The sequence below is a fragment of the Kitasatospora sp. NPDC042419 genome (genome assembly GCF_056437345.1).
Map to the genome: position 1 here is coordinate 811,631 of NZ_JBWKAW010000001.1, position 20,338 is coordinate 831,968.

Genomic DNA, 20,338 nt, shown 5'->3' on the forward strand with positions numbered 1-20,338 from the left:
ACGGTGAGCGTGACTCCTCGCCCTCGTGCGGTCGACCTGGGTGGACGCCGCAGGGACTACCGCCAGCGCCCCATCCTACCGGTACCACGAAAGGCGGACGCCAGGACGCCGCCGTCGGGGACCCCTCAGGCGGTCCCGGCGGGTTCCGGGGCGGGCTCGGGGGCGTCCCCGGCGGCACCCCGGGCGGGGGCCGGGCGCATGGTCGCGGCAGCGTCGGAGTCCCGTACCAGCAGGGCGATCAAGGCCGCCAGCAGGGCCAGCGCGGCGGCCGTGAGGAAGGCCGCGCGGTAGGCGGCGAGGTTCGCCACGGGCGTACCCGAGGCGTCCGCGGCGAACGGTCCGACGGCGGTGAGGACGGTGCCGAGGACGGCGACGCCGAGCGCCGAGCCCAGCTGGCGCTGGGCGTTGTAGAGGGTGGAGGCGGCGCCGGTGGCGGCCGGGGAGACGGTGGCGAACGCGGCGGTCTGCGAGGGCATGAAGACGTGCGCCATCGCGAAACCGGTGACGAAGAGCAGTGCCCGGACGGCCCAGAGGTTGCTCTCCGGCCCGATCGTGGCCATCAGGGCCAGGCACCCGGCCACCACGGCGGCGCCGGCGGTGAGGATCCGGCGCGGGCCGAAGCGCGGGTAGAGCCGGCCCGCCACCTGGGAGGCGAGCATCACACCGAGCGCCTCCGGGAACACCATCAGACCGCTGTGCAGGGCGTCCATGCCGAGCGCGTCCTGCATCAGCAGCGGGAAGAGGTAGAGCATGCCGAGGAAGGCGGCGCCGGAGAAGAGCGAGAGCAGGTTGGTGGTGCGGAATATCCGGTCCCGGAAGAGCCGCAGGTCGAGCATCGGCTCGGGGCGGCGCAGCTCGACCGCGACCAGGGCGACGAGCGCGGTCAGGCCGCCGAGCGCCGTGACGAGGATCCGCGCGCTCCCCCAGCCCTCCGAAGCGCCCTCGGAGAGCGCGTACATCGTGGCGCCGAAGCCGGTGGCGGAGAGCAGGAAGCCGGCCGCGTCGAAGCGGCCGACCCGCTCGGCGCGGTAGTCGGGCAGGAGGAGCAGGCCGAAGACGAGCGCGGCGAGGCCGACCGGCACGTTGACGATGAAGACCCAGTGCCAGGACCAGCCGTCCACCAGCCAGCCGCCGAGCACCGGGCCGGCGGCGGGGGCGACGGCGGTGGGCAGCATCAGGACCCGGGTGGCGCGCATCCGCTCCTCCTGGGGGAAGGCCCGGAAGAGCATGGTCATCCCGACCGGGGTGAGCAGGCCGCCGGCCGCGCCCTGGAGGATCCGGTAGAGGGTGAGCGAGGTCATCGAGTCGGCGGCGCCGCAGAGCAGCGAGGCGAGGGTGAACAGGGCCAGCGAGAGGAGGAAGACCCGGCGGGTGCCGTACCGGTCGCCGAGCCAGCCGGAGAGCGGGACGAAGACGGCGAGGCTGACCAGGTAGCCGACGTTGATCACGCCGACACCGGCCGGGTCGGTGCCGAACTCGCGGCCGATCGCGGGCAGCGCCACGTTGACGATCGTGGTGTCCATGATCGACATGAACAGTGCGGCGACGAAGACGACGCCGACCGCGATCTTGGGGTTGATCCGCGTCGGGCTGCGCATCGGGGACTCCTGGATTGGTGAAAAATCAACCACCCACGATGCCGGACGGGACCCGGAAACGACAACAGGGCCCCGCCTAGGACGAGACCCTGCGCACTGTCGGGGTGACCGGATTCGAACCGACGGCCTTCCGCTCCCAAAGCGGACGCGCTACCAAACTGCGCCACACCCCGTGGTGCCGAGAGGAAGCGTACACGCCGGGCCCTGCCGGTTCGGCGAGATATTCCGAGGCCCGGAAACGAATGTGGTGTGCACGCAGCCGACCGGACCAGGTACGCTGTTCCCGACCTTCCGTCCTGCAACGGCCGGGGGATCGCGCGGGCGTAGCTCAATGGTAGAGCCCTAGTCTTCCAAACTAGTCACGCGAGTTCGATTCTCGTCGCCCGCTCCGCAGTCCGGCCCCGGAACGATGTCCGCATCGTTCCGGGGCCGTTCGCGTTTCCGCGGCGGCGCCCGACCGGGCGTCAGAGGCCCAGCCGGGCGGCCCGGGCGGCGGCCCGGTCGAGCAGCCGGTGGACGTCGGCCTCCCGGGTGGCGGGCCGGTCGTTGTACTCGTCCGGGGAGTTCACCGGGCGCCCCGTGGCGTGCAGCACCTCCATCAGCTGGACCCGGGCGGTGCGCACGGTGGCCGGCGTGCCGAACCCGTGGGCGAGGACGGCGGCCTGGGCGCCGAGCAGGCAGACCCGGCCGGCCGTGTCCCACATCGCGCCCTGCAGCCAGCCGTGGGCGGCGATGTACCGGGAGGCGAGCCCGAGGTGCTCGGCGGCGGTCACCGGCGCGGGGCGGGCCGGGCGGCGGAGCACCCGGTCCAGCAGGGTGGCCCGGGGCGCCCGGTGGCCGTCGTGCCAGGGGCGGGGCACCGAGCCGAGCGGGCAGACGTACGGGACCGGCGTGCGCGCCGGGGCGGGCAGCGAGGCCAGGTACGCCTCGACCTCGGCGACCAGGCCGGAGCCGTCCGCGGTCAGCAGGTCCAGGGTGAGCAGGGGCGCCGGAGGAGGCGTCAGTTCGGTGCGGGGCATGCGGGTTCTCCCGGCGGGGCCGATGGTGTCCGCTACCCAAAATGGTGCAAAAGGTTCATTCCCGCGACCTGAGCCCACCGCCGGGCGGCGCGGACCCGGCCCCGGGGCCGCACCGGCGCGGTTTCCCGGGGAGCCTCCGGGCCGATAGCCTCGGCGGCGTTCGAAAGCGGTTCGACGGCGGTTCGCGACGTTCGAAGCCCCAGAGTGGAGGAGTCCCCGTGCGCCCCCAGGACCGACTGGCCGTCATACAGCGATCCGTGGTCCGGGAGATGGGGCGCCTCGGGCAGGAGTTCACCGTCGACGGCGAGGTGGTGCGCGGCCCGGGGACGACCGCGGTGGCCGTCCGGGAGCACCCGGGGGGCGAGGGCGCCGGCCACGTCGACCTGGGCTACGTGCTGGAGCTGGGCCGGGCGGACGCACCGGTGGTCTGGGACTGCACGGCCGGCCTCGGCAAGACCGAGGAGGAGAAGCTCGACAGCGCGGTGCGGATGTGGGCGACCACCACCGCCTCGGCGCTGGTCGAGCTGCGCGAGGGCCTCGGCCGGCACGCCGACCACGCCGACCACGCCGAGCTGCCCGGCTGGCACGCCGTCCAGGGGCCGGCGGCGGTGTTCGGCTTCGGCAACGAGCGGCTGGCCGGCTGGCTGGCCGAGCACCGGGTGCTGCCGGCGCTGGCGTCCGCGCTGCTGCCCGTGCTGGGCGGGCCGGACGGACGGCGGCCGCACGGGGTCAAGCTGTTCCTGGGCGGCAAGGCCGGGGACGACGTCGCCGAGGTCCGGGTCGACGGCGAGGTCTCCGAGGCGGCCTCGGCGGCGCTGCGCGCGCTGGACTGGCCGCGCGGCGAACGACTCTGCTGGGCGCGGCTGTTCGTGGTGCTGACGGCACGGGACACGGCGGTGCCGACGGCCGCGCCGGCTGCTGCCGGCGAGGTCGTGGCGGCCCGGCCGGCGGCCGTGGCGGCGGCACGCACGCGGGGTCTGTTCGCCCGCTGGCGACAGGCGAGACGGGCCGACCGCTGACGGACGGCCGTCACTCGCCCGGGCCGGCTCGCGCCCGGGCGGTGCCGGAGGCCCGCGTCGGGCGGCGGGCTCCGGTCGGCGGGCGTCGTCGGCCGGCTCGGGTCAGCTGGCGATGTTGGAGATGGACTTGGCGATCTGGGCCAGGAAGTCCTGGATCGGCTTGGCGGCCGTGCTCTGGTTGAGCATGAAGCCGAACAGGGCGGCCAGGATGAAGTGTCCGGTCTTCAGCTGCTTGTTGCGGATGAAGATGAAGCAGATGATGCCGAACAGGACCAGCGCGGAGACGGAGAGTGCCACCCGGACTCACTTCCTCGTTTCGTATCGGGGTGCCACCGGCTGACAGCCCCTGCGAAGCCGGACCCCGGCCTGTCCGACGGTCCCGAGGCGGAACAGCAGATCGCCCGGCACGTCGAGGCCGGAGGAGGAGCCCGGTACGGCCGCACGGTGCCCGTCGTGCCGCATGTGACGCCCCCCATCCCCCGAATCCTGAACAGTCCCGCCCGGACTCAGTGTGGTCGACCGTGCCGATTGCGTAAAGGTCTGACTGTCAGCCGAACGCCGATATCCTGCGATGCGAGACGAGTTTCCGCCGACCGAGACGATAGCCGAGACGTTCTGACGAATCGTCGGCGGGGCACCGCTGAGCGGCCGGGAAACGTCCGGGGAGGCGGACCGGAACCCACTGGTCCGCTCTGCCGCCGGGGCGCCGGAATTGGCCGAAGATCAGCTCCCAGGCTTGACAGCAGCTGCCGTTGGCATGTGCCGCCGCGCAACCGCCCCCGGGGCGGCACCCCGCCCCGCACCGACCCCGCACCGACCCCGTCCCGGGACTGCCCCGGGACCCCGCGACGGGTCGTCAGTCGCGCCAGAGCAGCAGCACCGCACGGTCGTCGTTGATGTCCCGGGCGACCGTCTCGATCAGCCGGGAGGCCGCGCCGCCGCCGGCGCCCGGGCCGCTGCCCGGCACCAGCCGGTCCGCCTCGCCCATCAGCCGGTCCATCCCCTCGGAGAGGTCCCGGCCGGGCGCCTCGACCATGCCGTCGGTGCAGAGCAGCAGGACGTCGCCGCGGTTCAGCCGACCGTGCACGCCCTCGAACTTCGCGCCGTCGTAGATGCCGAGCGCCGGGCCGTCCGCGGCCTCCTTGAGCTCCCAGCGGCCGGCCCCGGCCAGCCGCTGCATGCCGGGCAGGTGGCCGGCCGAGAGCAGCTCGTACTCGCCGGTGTCCAGGTCCAGCACCAGGTGGACGGCGGTCGCGAAGCCCTCCTCCCAGGACTGCCGGAGCAGGTAGCCGTTGGCGGCGGGCAGGAAGTCGTGCGCGGGCAGCGAGCCGAGCAGCCCGCCGAAGGCACCGGAGAGCAGCAGCGCCCGGGAGCCGGCGTCCATCCCCTTGCCGGAGACGTCCGCGAGGACGACCTCCAGCACCCGCCGGCCCGGCCCGGTCCGGTCGGCGACCACGAAGTCGCCCGAGAAGGACTGCCCGCCGGCCGGGCGCAGCGCCATGTCGGCGTGCCAGCCGTCCGGCAGCTTGGGCACCCGGCTCTGCACGCGCAGCCGCTCGCGCAGGTCGAAGAGCATGGTCGAGCCGCCCCACCAGGGCACGCCGACCCGGCTGCGGAACTGGGCCAGCAGCAGGCCGCCGACCCCGGCCGCGCCGACCACCAGGGCGGCGCCGGGGGTGACCCCGTAGGTGTAGGACTCGGGGTGGTCGCTGGCCACCCGCTGCCCGGTGTGGATCACCGACTCGGCGGAGAGGCCGAGCGCGGCCAGCGCGTACAGCACCACCAGGGAGCCGGGGCGCAGCAGCAGGGCGGCGGCCAGGATCGGCAGGACCAGGGCGGTGGGCGGGGCCCAGGCGGGCCACCAGATGTTGAGCAGGATCAGCAGCGGCACCAGCAGCGCGAGCGCGCAGAGCACCGGCCAGTCGGCGGCGCCGCCGCGGAAGTAGTCGACCCCGGCTGTGCGCAGCCTTCGGCGGACCCGGCGGAGCCTCTTGCGCAACCGGGCCGTCACGGGGTCGGACGCCGGAGCGGCGCCGGGCCTCGTCGCAGTCGTCTGGGGCGGTGCGCCCGGCGGTCTGCCAGCCATGGGGACCGACCATATCCAGCGCCCCCGGTCGGCGTCGACGGCCCGGACGCGGCGGGCGTCGCCGTGGCGCGGGCGCGTCAGCGGGTTTCGGCCGATTGCGGCGGGCGGCGGCCGGTGCGTCAGGAGGCGTACGCCGGTTGGGCGTACGAACCGCCCGCGCGGCGCACGCGCCCCGCGCGCGGGCGACTCGGAGCGCCGCGCACCGGGGTGCGCGCTGTGGCCGATCACACAGGGGCGCACGGCCCCGGCAACGCGGCGACCGGCCGCGCCTGCGGGGCGCGGCCGGTCGCCGGGAGGGTCGTGGGAGGGGACGGGCGGGAGGGTCAGCCCTCCTGCTGCGGGTGGTGGGCCGGGATCGGCGGGAGCTCACCGGTGATCTCGTAGACGCTCAGCATGTCGATCCGGCGGGTGTGCCGCTCGTCACCGCTGTACGGGGTGTTGAGGAAGACCTCGACGAACTTGGTGGCCTCCTCCTGGGTGTGCATGCGGCCACCGATGGAGATCACGTTGGCGTTGTTGTGCTCGCGGCCGAGCGCGGCGGTCTGCTCGCTCCAGGCCAGCGCCGCACGGACGCCCTTGACCTTGTTGGCGGCGATCGCCTCGCCGTTGCCCGAACCGCCGATCACGATGCCCAGCGCCTCCCCGTCCGAGGCCGTGCGCTCGGCGGCGCGCAGGCAGAACGGCGGGTAGTCGTCGAGGGCGTCGTAGATGTGCGGCCCGCAGTCGACCGGCTCGTGGCCGGCCTCCTTCAGCCACTCCACGAGGTGGTTCTTGAGTTCGTATCCGGCATGGTCGGAGCCCAGGTACACGCGCATGACCATGAGTGTGGCATGCGCGCGGACCCGGGCTCCGCAGGGGGCCGGACGAGCCGGACGGAACCGGCAGGTCGGTCGTGGGGCGCGCGCCTACCGGCGGCCGGCCAGCTTCCACGCGAGCGGGAGGGCGCCGACCGCGAGCGCCGCCTTCAGGGCGTCGCCGACCAGGTACGGGTAGAGGCCGAGCTCGGCGGCGCGGGCCAGCGGCACGTCCAGCGCGAACGCCAGGTACGGGACGCCGACGGCGTAGATGGCGAGGCTGCCGAGGACCATCGCGGCGGCGGTGCGCAGCGGGGAGCGGTCGGCGCCGCGGCGGGCCAGCGCGCCGACCAGGCCGGCGGCCAGCACGAAGCCGATCGGGTAGCCGAGCGAGGGGATCGACCAGCCGGAGGCGCTCTGGGCGAACCACGGGAGCCCCGCCATGCCGGCCAGCAGGTAGAGGGCGAGCGAGGCGATGCCGCGGCGGGCCCCGAGCGCGGTGCCGACCAGCAGGGCGGCGAAGGTCTGGCCGGTGACCGGCACCGGGGAGCCGGGGACGTTCACCGACAGCTGGGCGGCCAGGCCGGTGAGCGCGGCGCCGCCGGCCACCAGGGCCAGGTCGCGGGCCTGGGCGCCGAACCGGGTGCCGGCGGCGGGCAGCAGGTCGGCGAGGACGGCGCGGTTCAGGGTCGGGGTACCGGCGGTCGGGGTGCTGGCGGTGGCCATCGGGGTCTTCTCCTCGGTTTCGTCCGTTCAGGTGAGTGAACACCTGTGAACCTACGCGTCGATCACGCCGAACACCGTCAGGGATCCGGACAAAGCCCCGGCCGCCCGCCTTGTCGGGTCCGGCCTCCCCCCGCGACGGATCGTGACGCCCTCCGGCGGTCTGCGTCACGATCCGGTCCGCATATTGGTCCGGTTCCGGGCATCCTTGGCATGGACAGCCTTGTCACCGGATATTGGGCAACTCGCACCGCATGTCGAACAGTCTGGATCCCACCCTCATGGCCCGTACCTCCGCGCCCCCGGCGCCCGGGACCGCCACCGCTCCCCCGTCCGGCGGCCAGCAGCTCTCCCACGGACTCAAGCAGCGCCACCTCTCGATGATCGCGCTCGGCGGGGTCATCGGCGCCGGCCTCTTCGTCGGCTCCGGCGCGGGCATCGCGGCGGCCGGGCCGGCGATCATCCTGGCCTTCGTGCTCTCCGGCCTGCTGGTCATGCTGATCATGCGGATGCTCGGCGAGATGTCGGCGGCCCGCCCGGCCTCCGGCTCCTTCTCCGTGCACGCCGAGAAGGAGATCGGGCCCTGGGCCGGGATCACCGCCGGCTGGATGTACTGGGTGATGCTCTGCTGCGGCGTCGCCGCCGAGGCCACCGCCGCCGGGCACATCGTCAACGGCTGGATCCCGGGTGTCTCCTCCTGGGTCTGGGTCGGCCTGTTCATGGTCTTCTTCTGCGCCAGCAACCTCACCGCGGTGAAGAACTTCGGCGAGTTCGAGTTCTGGTTCGCCGCCGTCAAGGTCGCCGCGATCGTCGCCTTCCTGGTGCTCGGCGGGCTCGGCGTCGCCGGGGTGCTCGGCCCGGGCGCCCCCGGCACCGCCAACCTCACCGGCCAGGGCGGCTTCCTGCCCAACGGGACCAGTGGGCTGATCGTCGGCCTGCTCGCCTCCGTCTTCGCCTACGGCGGACTGGAGACCGTCACCATCGCGGCCGCCGAGTCCGAGGACCCCAGGAAGAACGTCGCCAACGCCGTGCGCACCGCGGTCTGGCGGATCGCGGTCTTCTACATCGGCTCGATGGCGCTGGTCGTCACCCTGGTCTCCTGGAAGGACCCGTCGGTCGTCGAGAACGGCCCCTACGTCACCGTGCTGCAGCACCTGGGCGTGCCCGGCGCCGGGACGATCATGGAGGCCGTGGTGCTGATCGCGCTGCTCTCCGCGATGAACGCCAACATCTACGGCTCCTCCCGGATGGCCTACTCGCTCGTCTCCCGCGGCCAGGGCCCCAAGGCGCTCGCCAAGGTCAGCGGCGGAGTGCCGCGCCTGGCCGTGATCGCCTCCTGCCTGTTCGGCTTCGCGGCGGTGCTGGCCTCCAAGTTCTGGCCCGACACCGTCTTCACCTGGCTGATGAACACCACCGGCGTCGCCATCCTGGTGGTCTGGCTCTTCATCTGCTGCGTCCAGCTGCGGATGCGCCGCCGGCTGGAGCGCGAGGCGCCCGAGCTGCTCACCGTGAAGATGTGGGGCTTCCCGTACCTGACCTGGATCGCGATGGCCGCCGTGGCCGGCATCCTCGCCCTGATGACCACCACCGAGGGCAACCGGCAGCAGCTGTACGCGGCCGGCGTGCTGGTCGCGCTGCTCAGCGCGGCCGGCCTGGTCAAGCAGCGCCGGGACGCCGCCCGCGGCTGACCCGCGGGGCGTCCGGCAGGCCCGGACACGACGGAGGGGCCCGGTACCGCGCTCGCGGCGGTACCGGGCCCCTCCGTCGTCCACGGGGTGCCGGCTACTACGGGGTGCCGGCTACTCGAAGGACGGGCTCGCCGTACGGGTCCGCTTGATCTCGTAGAAGCCCGGCGTGCCGGCGACCAGCAGGGTGCCGTCCCAGAGCCGGGCCGCCGCCTCGCCGCGCGGGATCGGGGTGACCACCGGGCCGAAGAAGGCCACCCGCTCGCCGTCCGCGCCCTCGACCGCGATCACCGGGGTGCCGACGTCCTCGCCGACCAGGGTGATGCCCTCCTTGTGCGAGGCCCGCAGGGCCTCGTCGTACGCGTCGGTGGACGCCGCGTCCGCCAGCCCCGCCGGCAGGCCCGCCGCGACCAGCGCCGCCTCTATGGTCTCCCGGTTCTGCGGCAGGCCCTCGTTGTGGAAACGGGTGCCCAGCTCGGTGTAGAGCCGGCCCAGCACCTCGTCGCCGTGCTGCTGCGCGGCCGCGATGCAGACCCGCACCGCGCCCCAGGCGTTGTCCAGCAGCTCCCGGTACTGCTGCGGCAGGTCACGGTTCTCGTTCAGCACGGACAGGCTCATGACGTGCCAGTTCACGTCCACCGGACGGAGCTGCTGCACCTCGATCAGCCAGCGGGACGTCATCCACGCCCACGGGCAGGCCGGGTCGAACCAGAAGTCGGCGGTCTTGCGCTCAGCGGCAGTCGTCACGGCTGTCGTCCTTCGAGAGAGATCCGGAAGTGGGTGGTACGGGCCCGCACGGGGCACCCCACCCTGCGCCAACACCCGCCCGCCACCGCTGATTCCGGGCCGTCGCCCCGAGTTGTGCAATGGTACCGGCGCGGGGGGCGTGAAAGGATGCCCCCGCAGCACCACAGCGCGCCGCACCAACCGCACCGCCGAAGACCGCACCACCGTGCGAGCCGGACAAAGGAGTACCGCCGTGCCGGGCAAGAACCTGAGCCGCGACGAAGCCCAGCAGCGGGCCAGCATCCTGGGCGTGGACGACTACCGGGTCCGGCTGGACGTGACCTCGGCCACCGATCCCGCGGCCGCGACCTTCCGTTCCACCACCACCATCGCGTTCCGCTGCGCCGAGCCCGGGTCGTCGACCTTCCTCGACCTGCTCGCCACGGGCGTCCGCGCCGTCACCCTCAACGGCCGCGACCTCGACCCGGCCACCGCCTTCGACGGCGCCCGGGTGCACATCGACGGCCTCGCCGCGGAGAACGTCCTCACCGTCGACGCCGACTGCTCCTACAGCCGCACCGGCGAGGGCCTGCACCGGTTCACCGACCCGGTCGACGGCGAGACCTACCTCTACACCCACTACGAGCCGGCCGACGCCCGCCGGGTCTTCGCCACCTTCGAGCAGCCCGACCTGAAGGCGCCGTTCGCCTTCACCGTCACCGCGCCGGCCGCCTGGAACGTCTGGTCCAACGCCCCGCACGAGAACGTCACCGAGGACGGCGCCGCGCGCACCTGGGAGTTCGCGCCGACCCAGCCGATCTCCACCTACCTCACCGCCGTGGTCGCCGGCCCGTACCACGTCGCGCGCGACCACTACAGCCGCACCCTCGCCGACGGCACCGTGCTGGAGATCCCGCTCTCCGCGATGTGCCGCCGCTCGCTCGCCCCCTACTTCGACTCCGACGAGATCCTCGGCGTCACCAAGCTCGGGCTCGACTTCTTCCACGAGCAGTTCGACTACCCGTACCCCTTCGGCAAGTACGACCAGGCCTTCGTCCCCGAGTACAACATCGGCGCGATGGAGAACCCCGGCTGCGTCACCTTCCGCGAGGAGTTCATCTTCCGTTCCAGGGTCACCGACGCCGCCTACGAGGGCCGGGCCAACGTGATCCTGCACGAGATGGCCCACATGTGGTTCGGCGACCTGGTCACCATGCGCTGGTGGGACGACCTGTGGCTGAAGGAGTCCTTCGCCGACTTCATGGGCTCCTACGGCCTGGTCGGCGCCCGCACCCGCTACTCCGGCGCCTGGGTCACCTTCGCCAACCAGCGCAAGGCCTGGGCCTACCGGCAGGACCAGTTCCCCACCACCCACCCGATCACCGCGGACATCCGCGACCTCGAGGACGCCAAGCTCAACTTCGACGGCATCACCTACGCCAAGGGCGCCTCGGTGCTCAAGCAGCTGGTGGCCTACGCCGGTTCGGAGGCGTTCTTCGAGGGCGCCCGCCGCTACTTCAAGCGGCACGCCTTCGGCAACACCGAACTCGCCGACCTGCTGGACATCCTGGAGGAGACCAGCGGCCGCGACCTCAAGTCCTGGGCCGCCGCCTGGCTGCAGACCGCCGGCGTGAACGCGCTCACCCCCGAGGTCACCGTCGACGCCGAGGGCCGGATCACCGAACTCGCCATCCACCAGGACGGCGAGGTGCTCCGCCCGCACCGGATCGCGGTCGGCCTCTACGACCGGGACGCCGACGGCGCCCTCGTCCGCACCCGGCGGATCGAGCTCGACGTCACCGAGGCCCGCACCGTGGTCGCCGAGGCCACCGGCCTCGCCCGGCCCGCGCTCGTCCTGCTCAACGACGACGACCTCACGTACTGCAAGATCCGCTTCGACGCCGAGTCGCTGGAGACGCTGCGCGCCGGCCTCGGCGACGTCAAGGACGACCTGGCCCGCGCGCTCGGCTGGTCCGCGGTCTGGAACCTCACCCGCGACGCCCTGATGCCGGCCCGCGACTACATCGCGCTCGTCCTGCGGTTCGCCGGCCAGGAGGCCAACATCGGCGTCCTGCAGTCGCTGCACACCCAGGCCAAGAGCGCCGTCGACCTGTACGCCGACCCGGCCTGGCGCGGCGAGGGCGGCCGGCTGCTCGCCGACGGCGCGCTCCGCGAACTGCGCGCCGCCGCCCCCGGCAGCGACCACCAGCTGGCCTGGGCCCGGTTCCTGGCCCAGACCGCCAACGGCTCCGAGCACCTCGGCCTGGTCCGCGGCCTGCTCGCCGGCACCGCCCGGATCGACGGGCTGGAGGTCGACCAGGAGCTGCGCTGGGCACTCTGGCTGGCGCTCTCCGCGGCCGGCCAGGCCTCCGACGAGGAGCTGGCCGAGGAGCTCGCGGCCGACCACACCGCCAGCGGCCGGCGCCAGCACACCCAGTGCCTGGCCGCCCGGCCGACCCCGGAGGCCAAGGCCGCCGCCTGGTCCGCCGTGATCGACTCGGACGAGCTGCCCAACGCCCTGGTCGAGGCCAACATCGCCGGCTTCGGGCTGCCCGGGCACCGCGACCTCACCGCGCTCTACGCCGCGCCCTACTTCAAGCTGCTGGAGCGGATCTGGGCCGACCGCACCATCGAGATCGCGATGCGGATCGTCGGCGGCTTCTTCCCGCAGGCGCAGGTGGGCGAGGCGACGCTGGCCGAGGCGGACGGCTGGCTGGCCGGGCACCCGGACGCGGCGCCCGCGCTGCGCCGGCTGGTGCTGGAGCGCCGGGACGACCTGGCCCGGGCGCTGCGGGCGCAGGACTGCGACCGGGCCTGACGGCCGGGGCGGCCGGCCCGGCGACGGGCCCGCCGGCACAGCGAACGGGCAGGGCCCGCCACGGCATCCGTCGTGGCGGGCCCTGCCCGTTGCGCCTGCGGCCCGCTCCGGCCGCGCGCGGGCCGTCAGTTGCCGCGCAGGCCGCGGTCCAGGGCGGCGATCGCGCTGCCCTTCGCGTCGTCGCCGTCCAGCGACCAGACCATCACCCCGGCCAGGTCGTTCCACCGCGCGTACCGGGCCTTCTCGGTGAGCACCTCGGCCGAGTCGTAGCTGTAGAAGGTGGATCCGTCGTACCGCCAGGACGCGCCGTGGTCGCGGTCCACGTGGGTGGTGCCGGGCAGCGCGTTGATCTCCTTGTAGGAGAGGTCCGGCACGGTGCCGGTGGCCTTCTGGTACAGGCCGTGGCGGGCGCCGGCCGGCACGCCGGTCCAGCCGTGGCCGTAGAACGGCGCGCCGAGGACGGTCTGCTGGGAGGGCAGACCGCGCCGGGCGTAGTGGTCGACGGCCTTGTCCGCGCTGCGCTGCCGCGCGTCCGCGTCGGTCGGGTCGGAGTAGAGGTTGGCCTGGTGGTTGGCCGGGCCCTTGCCCTCCCACGGACCGTGCAGGTCGTAGGTCATCAGGTTGAGCCAGTCGACGGACTTCGCGAGCTCGGGCAGCTCCAGCCGGTCCGCGACGGTCTCGTTGGCGGCGACGGCGGCGGTCAGCAGGTAGTGCTCGTTCTTGCCCTTGCCCTTTCCGTTGCCCTTTCCGTTGCCGTTGCCGTTGCCGTTCCTGCCGCCCAGCTCGTCCAGCTGCCTGCGGAACTCCGCCATCAGCAGGGTGAAGTTGCGGCCGTCCTCGGGGCGGACCACGTTGCCGGCGTCACCGCCGCCGCCCGGGTACTCCCAGTCGACGTCGATGCCGTCGAAGACGCCCGCGGCCGCGCCCGCGCCGCCCTCCGGGGAACCGGCGAGCTGCGGCACGTCGCCCTTGAGGTAGAGGTCGATGCAGGAGGAGACGAACTTCCTGCGCGCCTCGTCGGTGGCGGCGGCGTCCGAGAAGTACTTGGACCAGCTCCAGCCGCCCAGCGAGATCACCGCCCTGAGCTGCGGGTTCTTCGCCTTGAGCTTGCGCAGTTGGTTGAAGTGGCCCTTGAGCTTCTGGTCGGGCGCGTCGGCCACGCCGTCCACCGACTCGGCGGCGGAGAAGGCGCGCTGGTAGTCGTTGTGGGCGTCGCCCTGGCCGGCGTCGTTGGTCTCGAAGCAGGTGCCGTCGGCCGAGACGTTGCCGAAGGCGTAGTTGACGACCGTGAGCTTCCCGGCCTGGCCGGACTCCTGCACCCGCTTCGCGGAGCTGTCGGCGCCCCACTGGGTGAAGTAGCCGACCCGCTGTCCCTTGAGGGCGGGGCCGTGCCGCTCCCCGGCGGCGTTGGCGGTCGCGGGGGCGGCGAGCAGCGCGGCGACGGTGGCGGCGGCGAGCAGGGCGGAGGTGCGAGTGGGCATACCGGACCTATTCTCTGAAGCAGCGTCAATTGGTCTGGACCAGCTGGCATAGAGGTTTAGTCCATCGCACCGCGCCCGCACAAGGGGACGGGCCGGGGCGGGGCAGCATGCAAAAGAGGCCGGACCGCGGGAACGCGGTCCGGCCTCTCGGCGGCTGTCGGAGGATCAGCCGTTGATCAGGCTGCGCAGCACGTACTGCAGGATGCCGCCGTTGCGGTAGTAGTCCGCCTCGCCGGGGGTGTCGATGCGGACGACCGCGTCGAACTCGACGTCACCGGCGACGACCTTGACGGTCTGCGGGGTGCGGCCCTCGTTGAGCTCGGTCACGCCGGTGAAGGAGAAGGTCTCCTCGCCGGTCAGGCCGAGGGACTCGGCGTTCTGGCCCTCCGGGAACTGCAGCGGGAGGACGCCCATGCCGATCAGGTTCGAGCGGTGGATGCGCTCGTAGGACTCGGCGATGACGGCCTTCACGCCCAGCAGCGCGGTGCCCTTGGCGGCCCAGTCGCGGGACGAGCCCGAGCCGTACTCCTTGCCGGCCAGGACGACCAGCGGGATGCCGGCGGCCTGGTAGTTCTGCGAGGCGTCGTAGATGAACGACACCGGCGCGTCGGCCTGGGTGAAGTCGCGGGTGTAGCCGCCCTCGGTGCCCGGCGCGATCTGGTTGCGCAGGCGGATGTTGGCGAAGGTGCCGCGGATCATCACCTCGTGGTTGCCACGGCGCGAGCCGTACGAGTTGAAGTCGCGCTTCTCCACACCGTTGGCGGTCAGGTACTGCGCCGCCGGGGTGCCCGGCTTGATGTTGCCGGCCGGGGAGATGTGGTCGGTGGTGACCGAGTCGCCCAGCTTGGCCAGGACGCGGGCGCCGGCGATGTCGGTCACCGGGCTCGGGGTCTTGGCCATGCCCTCGAAGTACGGGGGCTTGCGGACGTAGGTGGACTCGGCGTCCCACTCGAAGGTGTTGCCGGTCGGGACCGGGAGCGACTGCCAGCGGTGGTCGCCGGCGAAGACGTCCTGGTAGCCCTTGTCGAACATGGCCTCGTCGATGGAGCCGGCGACGGTGTCGGCGACCTCCTTCTCCGACGGCCAGATGTCGGCGAGGAACACGTCGTTGCCGTCGGCGTCCTGGCCCAGGGCGTCGCGGGTGATGTCGATGTTCATGTTGCCGGCGAGGGCGTAGGCGACCACCAGCGGCGGGGACGCCAGGTAGTTCATCTTCACGTCCGGGTTGATCCGGCCCTCGAAGTTGCGGTTGCCGGAGAGCACCGAGACGACCGCGAGGTCGGCCTCGTTCACCGCGGCCGAGACCTCCTCGGGCAGCGGGCCCGAGTTGCCGATGCAGGTGACGCAGCCGTAGCCGACCAGGTTGAAGCCCAGCTTCTCCATGTACGGGAGCAGGCCGGCCTTCTCGTAGTAGTCCATGACGACCTTGGAGCCGGGCGCCAGGGTGGTCTTGACCCAGGGCTTGACGCGCAGGCCCTTCTCCACGGCCTTCTTCGCCAGCAGGGCGGCGCCCAGCATGACGGAGGGGTTGGAGGTGTTGGTGCAGGAGGTGATCGAGGCGATCACGACCGCGCCGTTGTCGATCTCGTAGGACGAGCCGTCGGGGGCGGTGACGGTGGTCGGCTTGGAGGCCTCGGCGGAGTAGGTCGGCAGCGCCTCGGCGAACTTCTCGGCGGCCTCGGCCAGGATCACGCGGTCCTGCGGGCGCTTCGGGCCGGAGATCGACGGGACGACGGTGGAGACGTCCAGCTCCAGGTACTCGGAGTAGACCGGCTCGACCGACGGGTCGTGCCAGAGGCCCTGCTCCTTGGCGTACGCCTCGACCAGGGCGAGCTGCTGCTCGTCGCGGCCGGTGAGCTTCAGGTAGTTGATGGTCTCGGCGTCGATCGGGAAGATCGCACAGGTCGAGCCGAACTCCGGCGACATGTTGCCGATGGTGGCGCGGTTCGCCAGCGGGATCGCGGTGACGCCCTCGCCGTAGAACTCGACGAACTTGCCGACCACACCGTGCTTGCGCAGCATCTCGGTGATGGTGAGCACCAGGTCGGTGGCGGTGGTGCCGGCCGGCAGCTGGCCGTTGAGCTTGAAGCCGACCACGCGCGGGATCAGCATGGAGACCGGCTGGCCGAGCATCGCGGCCTCGGCCTCGATGCCGCCGACGCCCCAGCCCAGCACGCCCAGGCCGTTGACCATGGTGGTGTGCGAGTCGGTGCCGACGCAGGTGTCCGGGTAGGCCTGGCCGCCGCGGACCATGACGGTGCGGGCCAGGTGCTCGATGTTCACCTGGTGGACGATGCCGGTGCCGGGCGGGACGACCTTGAACTCGTCGAACGCGGTCTGGCCCCAGCGCAGGAACTGGTAGCGCTCCTTGTTGCGGCCGTACTCGATCTCGACGTTCTGGACGAAGGCGTCCGGGGTGCCGAACTTGTCGGCGATGACGGAGTGGTCGATGACCAGCTCGGCCGGGGCCAGCGGGTTGATCTTGGCCGGGTCGCCGCCCAGCTCCTTGACGGCCTCACGCATGGTGGCGAGGTCGACCACGCACGGCACGCCGGTGAAGTCCTGCATGATCACGCGGGCCGGCGTGAACTGGATCTCCTGGCTCGGCTGGGCGTCGGCGTCCCAGTTGCCGAGGGCGCGGATGTGGTCGGCGGTGATGTTGGCGCCGTCCTCGGTGCGGAGCAGGTTCTCCAGCAGCACCTTGAGGCTGTACGGCAGCCGCTCGGAACCCTCGACGGCGGAGAGCTTGAAGATCTCGTACGACTCGTCGCCCACCTGCAGCGAGCTGCGGGCGTCGAAGCTGTTCGCGGACACGACTGACTCCTTCTAGGTGCTTCGTGCGGTATTCCGGCCGCCACGGTGGTAAGGTCAGCCTTACTTAGGCTTACCTTGCCCGCACCGCCGGTGAGCGCCTCTCGGCAAGTATCTTGATGTCGAGATATATCGTAAAGGGCAGTTATCTCGATGTCGAGATAAACCATAGTGCATGGCGTCGGCTCCGCCACGTCGGCACCACGCCCCGGACGCCCCCGCCGCGCACATCTCCTCGCGCCCGCCCGTAACACGATCCCCGGGCTCACGCGTCTAACCATGCGCAGAGGGGCGAACGGGCCCCCAACCAGGGGAGTCCGAGGGGCGGGGCAGCGTGATCGGGACAACACGACGGGCCGAGGAGTCCGCGGAGTTCGAGACCTTCGCGCACAGCCGGGGGCACCACCTCTTCCGGACCGCACTCCTGCTCTGCGGCGACTGGCACCTCGCCGAGGACCTCACCCAGGTCACCCTCGCCAAGCTCTTCGCCGCCTGGACCAGGGTCCGCCGGGCCGAGAACCAGGACGCCTACGCCCGCAGCGTGCTCGTCCGCAGCTACCTCTCCCACCGGCGGCTGCGGCGCACCGCCGAACGACCCGCCCTCCGCGAACTACCGGAACCACCCGCCGGCCCCGCACCCGCCGGCGACCCGGCGCTGCGGGTCACCCTGCTCGCCGCACTCGCCGAACTGCCGCCCCGGGACCGGGCCGTCCTGGTGCTGCGCTACTGGGAGGACCGCAGCGTCGAGGAGACCGCCGCCGAACTCGGCGTCAGCACCGGGGCGGTGCGCAGCCAGGCGCTGCGCGCCCTCGGGCGGCTGCGCGGCGTGCTCGGACCGCAGGCCTCCGAACAGCTCACCGCCCCCTGAAGAGGGTGGGCCGGAGCCGCTCGGCCGTCCGGTCGGCGCCGCACGGGGTTCGGCGCCGACCGGTGGCCGGGTCACGCCCGCCCGCTCCCTCCTCGCTCTCCCCTCGCTCTCCCATGGCGCTCCCCCTTGCTCACCCCTGCTCACCCTTGCTCACCCTTGCTCACCCCTCGCTCTCCCCTGCTCCAGGACACCTCAGCCGGAAGGAACCGACGAAGCACATGGACACCCAGGACGACACACTCGAACCGGACGGCCGACAGCTGTCCAGCACCTTCGACCGGGCCGTCGGCGGCATCGGCCCGGACCTCGGCCCGCTGATCGCCGCCGCCGCCGGACGCGGCCGGGCGATCCGGCGGCGGCGCCGTGCCACCGTCACCGGCGCGGTCGCCGCGGTCACCCTGCTGGCCGTCGGCGCCGCGGTCGCCGTCCGGCCGGGCGACGGACCGTCGGCGGTCACGGCCACCGCACCGACCCAGGGCGGCTCGCCGGCCCCGAGCGCCTCCGCGTACCCCACGCCGGTGCAGAAGCCCGACGACGGCCCGGAGCGCCTGCAGTACGGCACCGGGGCCGACGCCGGAAGGATCGCGCTGACCGGCCACGCCGCCGCCCTCGCCCTCGCCGACGCCCTGCCGCCCGGCGGGACCCTCTCGGGGTTCACCGGCTACTCCTCGCTCGTCGGCCTGACGGGCACCGAGCCGGCCAACGTGGTCGCCCGAGGCAGCCTCTACTACGACGACGGCAACGGACCGGCCCTCGTCCGCGTCGAGGTCCACGGCGGCGTCGGCGCGCACTTCCGGCCCGGCTACTACGAGCCCGGCCCCGGCTCGGACCCGTCCTTCACCGGCTACGACAACGTCTACGACTGCGAGCGGGTCAACCGCGGCGGCCAGTACGACCAGTGCTCCGGCACCGTCCTCCCGGACGGCGGCCACCTGCTGCTCACCGAGTCGAGCAGCGCCGATTACGTCTCGCGCGCGGCCGACCTGCTGCGGCCCGACAACACCCGGGTCAGGGTCACGGTGGCCAACACGGCCGAGGTCGCCGGGTCCGCAAAGGTCAAGCCGGTCCGCAAGGGGCTGCCGCTGACCCTGGAGCAGGTCAGGTGGCTGGCGGCGGCACCCTCCTTCCAGGAGTGGATCACCGCGGAGACCGCGCAGCGGGCCGAGCAGGCGATCCGGCCCTTCCACTACGACGACCCGGGCCGCGGCGCACCGTCCTCGGCGCCTTCCACCGGCTCCGCGGCGGGCACGGCCGGGGGCAGCACGGCCGGGGGCAAGGCCGGGGGCACCGCCGCGGCGTCCGGCGGCACCGTCCCACCCGCCGGGTGAGCGCGCCGCCCCGGTACCGTGGCCGGTGACCGACACCGGCACAGGGGCCGGTGGACGCCGGAACGGGCCGGGGGCCGACTGATGATCGTGGTGGACGCGTCCGCGCTGGTGCTCGCACTGGCCGACGAGGGCGAGCGCGGGGCCGCCGCCCGGGCCGAACTGGCCGCGGACGGCGAGTGGGTGGCGCCCGAGCACGTCGTCATCGAGGTGATGCAGTCGCTCCGCGGCCTCTACCTGGCCCGCGAGCTCACCGCCGAGCGGGTGGGCGAGATCGCCGCCGAGCTGCCCGGCCTCGCGATCCGCAAGGTGCCGGTCGGGCCGCTGCTCGGCCGGATCTGGGAACTCAAGGACAACCTCACCCCGGACGACGCCGCGTACGTGGCGGTGGCCGAGCAGTACGGGGTGCCGCTGGTCACGGCGGACCTGCGGCTGATGCGGGCCAGCGGGCCGCGGTGCGAGATCCGGGGGATCCGGCGGTCGGACGGGGCCACCGGGTAGCGCGCGGCCGGCAGCCGGGCGCGGTCGGGCACGGCCGCACGCACCGCCGGGCGGTCGGATAGGCGGACGAACGATCGGGCGGATGCGCGGACGGTCGGGCAGTCGGGCGGATGCGCGGGCGGTCGGATGGGTGGCCCGCGGGGCGTGTCCGGGGGCGGCGGGCGCCGTTGAGCAGGGCGTCCGCCCTGCCGCGCCCCCTCCGGGGAGGCACGCCCAGCCAGAGAAGGCCCGCCGATGTCCGCTCCGCTCGCCGCCGCCCTGCTCCCGCTCGCCCTGCTGGCACCCGCCGCCGTACCGGTCTCGGCCACCGAGGCCGACTTCGACCCCGCCACGGCCTTCGTCCCGCCGACCGCGATCAGCCACGCGCCCGACCTGGTCCCGTACGGCTCACACGTCCGGGTGGTGGTCGACCGCTCGGCGCCCGGGCGGACCGTCCTGACCATGAGCGTGACCGGGGTCGCCGCCGACCGCGAGTTCCCGGTCCACCTGCACACCGGCCCGTGCGGGGCGGACCCCGCCGCGTCCGGCCCGCACTACCAGGACGCGGTGGACCCGGTCCGCCCGTCCACCGATCCCGCCTACGCCAACGACCGCAACGAGCTGCGGCTCGCCCTGCGCACCGACGGGCGCGGCGACGGCACCGCCGCGGCGGTGGTGGCCTGGCAGCCCCGGCCGGGCGAGGCCCGCTCGCTGGTCCTGCACGCGGGCGGCCCGGCCGACGCGGAGGGACGGCGCAGCACGGACGGGCGGCACGGCACGGACGGGCGGCACGCCGTGCACGGCCACGACGGGCACGGCGACGACGGGCACAGCCGGCACGGCGCGAACGACCGGGTCGCCTGCGTCAAGCTGGAAGACCTCTAGGACGCACCCCGCGGCGCCTC

At 73.2% G+C, this 20,338-nt stretch carries 16 protein-coding genes and 2 tRNA genes; 8 read left to right on the plus strand and 10 right to left on the minus strand.

The window, feature by feature from the left end:
• Positions 1-125: 125 nt before the first annotated feature.
• A complete protein-coding gene (locus tag AC067J_RS03600; protein ID WP_478296302.1) occupies positions 126-1,598 on the minus strand; it encodes a DHA2 family efflux MFS transporter permease subunit in 1,473 nt (490 codons plus the stop codon).
• Between the two features lie 99 nt (positions 1,599-1,697).
• Positions 1,698-1,771 (minus strand) — tRNA-Pro (locus AC067J_RS03605).
• A gap of 144 nt (positions 1,772-1,915) precedes the next feature.
• Here AC067J_RS03605 and AC067J_RS03610 point away from each other — a divergent pair.
• Positions 1,916-1,986: transfer RNA gene (locus tag AC067J_RS03610), tRNA-Gly, on the plus strand.
• Between the two features lie 76 nt (positions 1,987-2,062).
• Here AC067J_RS03610 and AC067J_RS03615 read toward each other — a convergent pair.
• Positions 2,063-2,617: a DUF6197 family protein gene (locus tag AC067J_RS03615; protein WP_478296303.1), complete on the minus strand. Its 555-nt coding sequence runs from the start codon at positions 2,615-2,617 to the stop codon at positions 2,063-2,065.
• 218 nt (positions 2,618-2,835) lie between these two features.
• Here AC067J_RS03615 and AC067J_RS03620 point away from each other — a divergent pair, with 218 nt between their 5' ends.
• On the plus strand, positions 2,836-3,636 hold the full coding sequence (locus tag AC067J_RS03620; RefSeq protein WP_478296305.1) for a DUF6348 family protein: 801 nt from the start codon (positions 2,836-2,838) through the stop codon (positions 3,634-3,636).
• Between the two features lie 102 nt (positions 3,637-3,738).
• On the opposite strand, the gene AC067J_RS03625 is transcribed toward AC067J_RS03620, so the two are convergent.
• The 4 genes from AC067J_RS03625 to AC067J_RS03640 form a co-directional block, all read right to left on the minus strand.
• Positions 3,739-3,933, minus strand: coding sequence for a hypothetical protein (locus tag AC067J_RS03625; protein ID WP_478296306.1), 195 nt, complete (start codon positions 3,931-3,933; stop codon positions 3,739-3,741).
• Between the two features lie 559 nt (positions 3,934-4,492).
• Positions 4,493-5,722, minus strand: coding sequence for a PP2C family protein-serine/threonine phosphatase (locus AC067J_RS03630; RefSeq protein WP_478296308.1), 1,230 nt, complete (start codon positions 5,720-5,722; stop codon positions 4,493-4,495).
• A gap of 323 nt (positions 5,723-6,045) precedes the next feature.
• A complete protein-coding gene (locus tag AC067J_RS03635) occupies positions 6,046-6,537 on the minus strand; it encodes a ribose-5-phosphate isomerase (RefSeq protein ID WP_478296309.1) in 492 nt (163 codons plus the stop codon).
• Between the two features lie 90 nt (positions 6,538-6,627).
• Positions 6,628-7,242, minus strand: coding sequence for a biotin transporter BioY (locus tag AC067J_RS03640; protein WP_478296310.1), 615 nt, complete (start codon positions 7,240-7,242; stop codon positions 6,628-6,630).
• 278 nt (positions 7,243-7,520) lie between these two features.
• Between AC067J_RS03640 and AC067J_RS03645 the strand changes: the two genes are divergently transcribed.
• The gene (locus AC067J_RS03645) at positions 7,521-8,927 is read left to right on the plus strand and encodes an amino acid permease (protein WP_478296365.1); all 1,407 of its coding nucleotides are present in this window, start codon (positions 7,521-7,523) and stop codon (positions 8,925-8,927) included.
• Between the two features lie 111 nt (positions 8,928-9,038).
• On the opposite strand, the gene AC067J_RS03650 is transcribed toward AC067J_RS03645, so the two are convergent.
• Positions 9,039-9,671: a mycothiol-dependent nitroreductase Rv2466c family protein gene (locus AC067J_RS03650; protein ID WP_478296311.1), complete on the minus strand. Its 633-nt coding sequence runs from the start codon at positions 9,669-9,671 to the stop codon at positions 9,039-9,041.
• A gap of 232 nt (positions 9,672-9,903) precedes the next feature.
• Between AC067J_RS03650 and pepN the strand changes: the two genes are divergently transcribed.
• Entirely contained in the window at positions 9,904-12,468 is a 2,565-nt protein-coding gene (gene pepN, locus AC067J_RS03655; protein WP_478296312.1) for an aminopeptidase N, read from the plus strand.
• Positions 12,469-12,593: 125 nt separating this feature from the next.
• Here pepN and AC067J_RS03660 read toward each other — a convergent pair whose 3' ends face one another.
• Together AC067J_RS03660 and acnA are read right to left on the minus strand one after the other, a co-directional pair.
• Positions 12,594-13,949, minus strand: coding sequence for a glycoside hydrolase family 18 protein (locus tag AC067J_RS03660; protein ID WP_478296313.1), 1,356 nt, complete (start codon positions 13,947-13,949; stop codon positions 12,594-12,596).
• 165 nt (positions 13,950-14,114) lie between these two features.
• Positions 14,115-16,763, minus strand: a complete 2,649-nt coding sequence (acnA, locus tag AC067J_RS03665) for an aconitate hydratase AcnA (protein WP_478296314.1) — start codon at positions 16,761-16,763, stop codon at positions 14,115-14,117.
• Between the two features lie 331 nt (positions 16,764-17,094).
• Here acnA and AC067J_RS03670 point away from each other — a divergent pair, with 331 nt between their 5' ends.
• The 4 genes from AC067J_RS03670 to AC067J_RS03685 all read left to right on the plus strand — a co-directional run bounded on the left by AC067J_RS03670 (position 17,095) and on the right by AC067J_RS03685 (position 20,318).
• On the plus strand, positions 17,095-17,628 hold the full coding sequence (locus AC067J_RS03670; protein ID WP_478296315.1) for a SigE family RNA polymerase sigma factor: 534 nt from the start codon (positions 17,095-17,097) through the stop codon (positions 17,626-17,628).
• A 218-nt stretch (positions 17,629-17,846) separates the two neighbouring features.
• Complete coding sequence (locus tag AC067J_RS03675) at positions 17,847-18,956, plus strand: hypothetical protein (protein ID WP_478296316.1); 1,110 nt, start codon at positions 17,847-17,849, stop codon at positions 18,954-18,956.
• 81 nt (positions 18,957-19,037) lie between these two features.
• Positions 19,038-19,454: a type II toxin-antitoxin system VapC family toxin gene (locus AC067J_RS03680; RefSeq protein ID WP_478296317.1), complete on the plus strand. Its 417-nt coding sequence runs from the start codon at positions 19,038-19,040 to the stop codon at positions 19,452-19,454.
• 234 nt (positions 19,455-19,688) lie between these two features.
• Positions 19,689-20,318 carry a superoxide dismutase family protein gene (locus AC067J_RS03685; RefSeq protein WP_478296318.1) on the plus strand — a complete coding sequence of 210 codons (630 nt, stop codon included), beginning with the start codon at positions 19,689-19,691 and terminating at the stop codon, positions 20,316-20,318.
• Positions 20,319-20,338 lie beyond the last annotated feature (20 nt).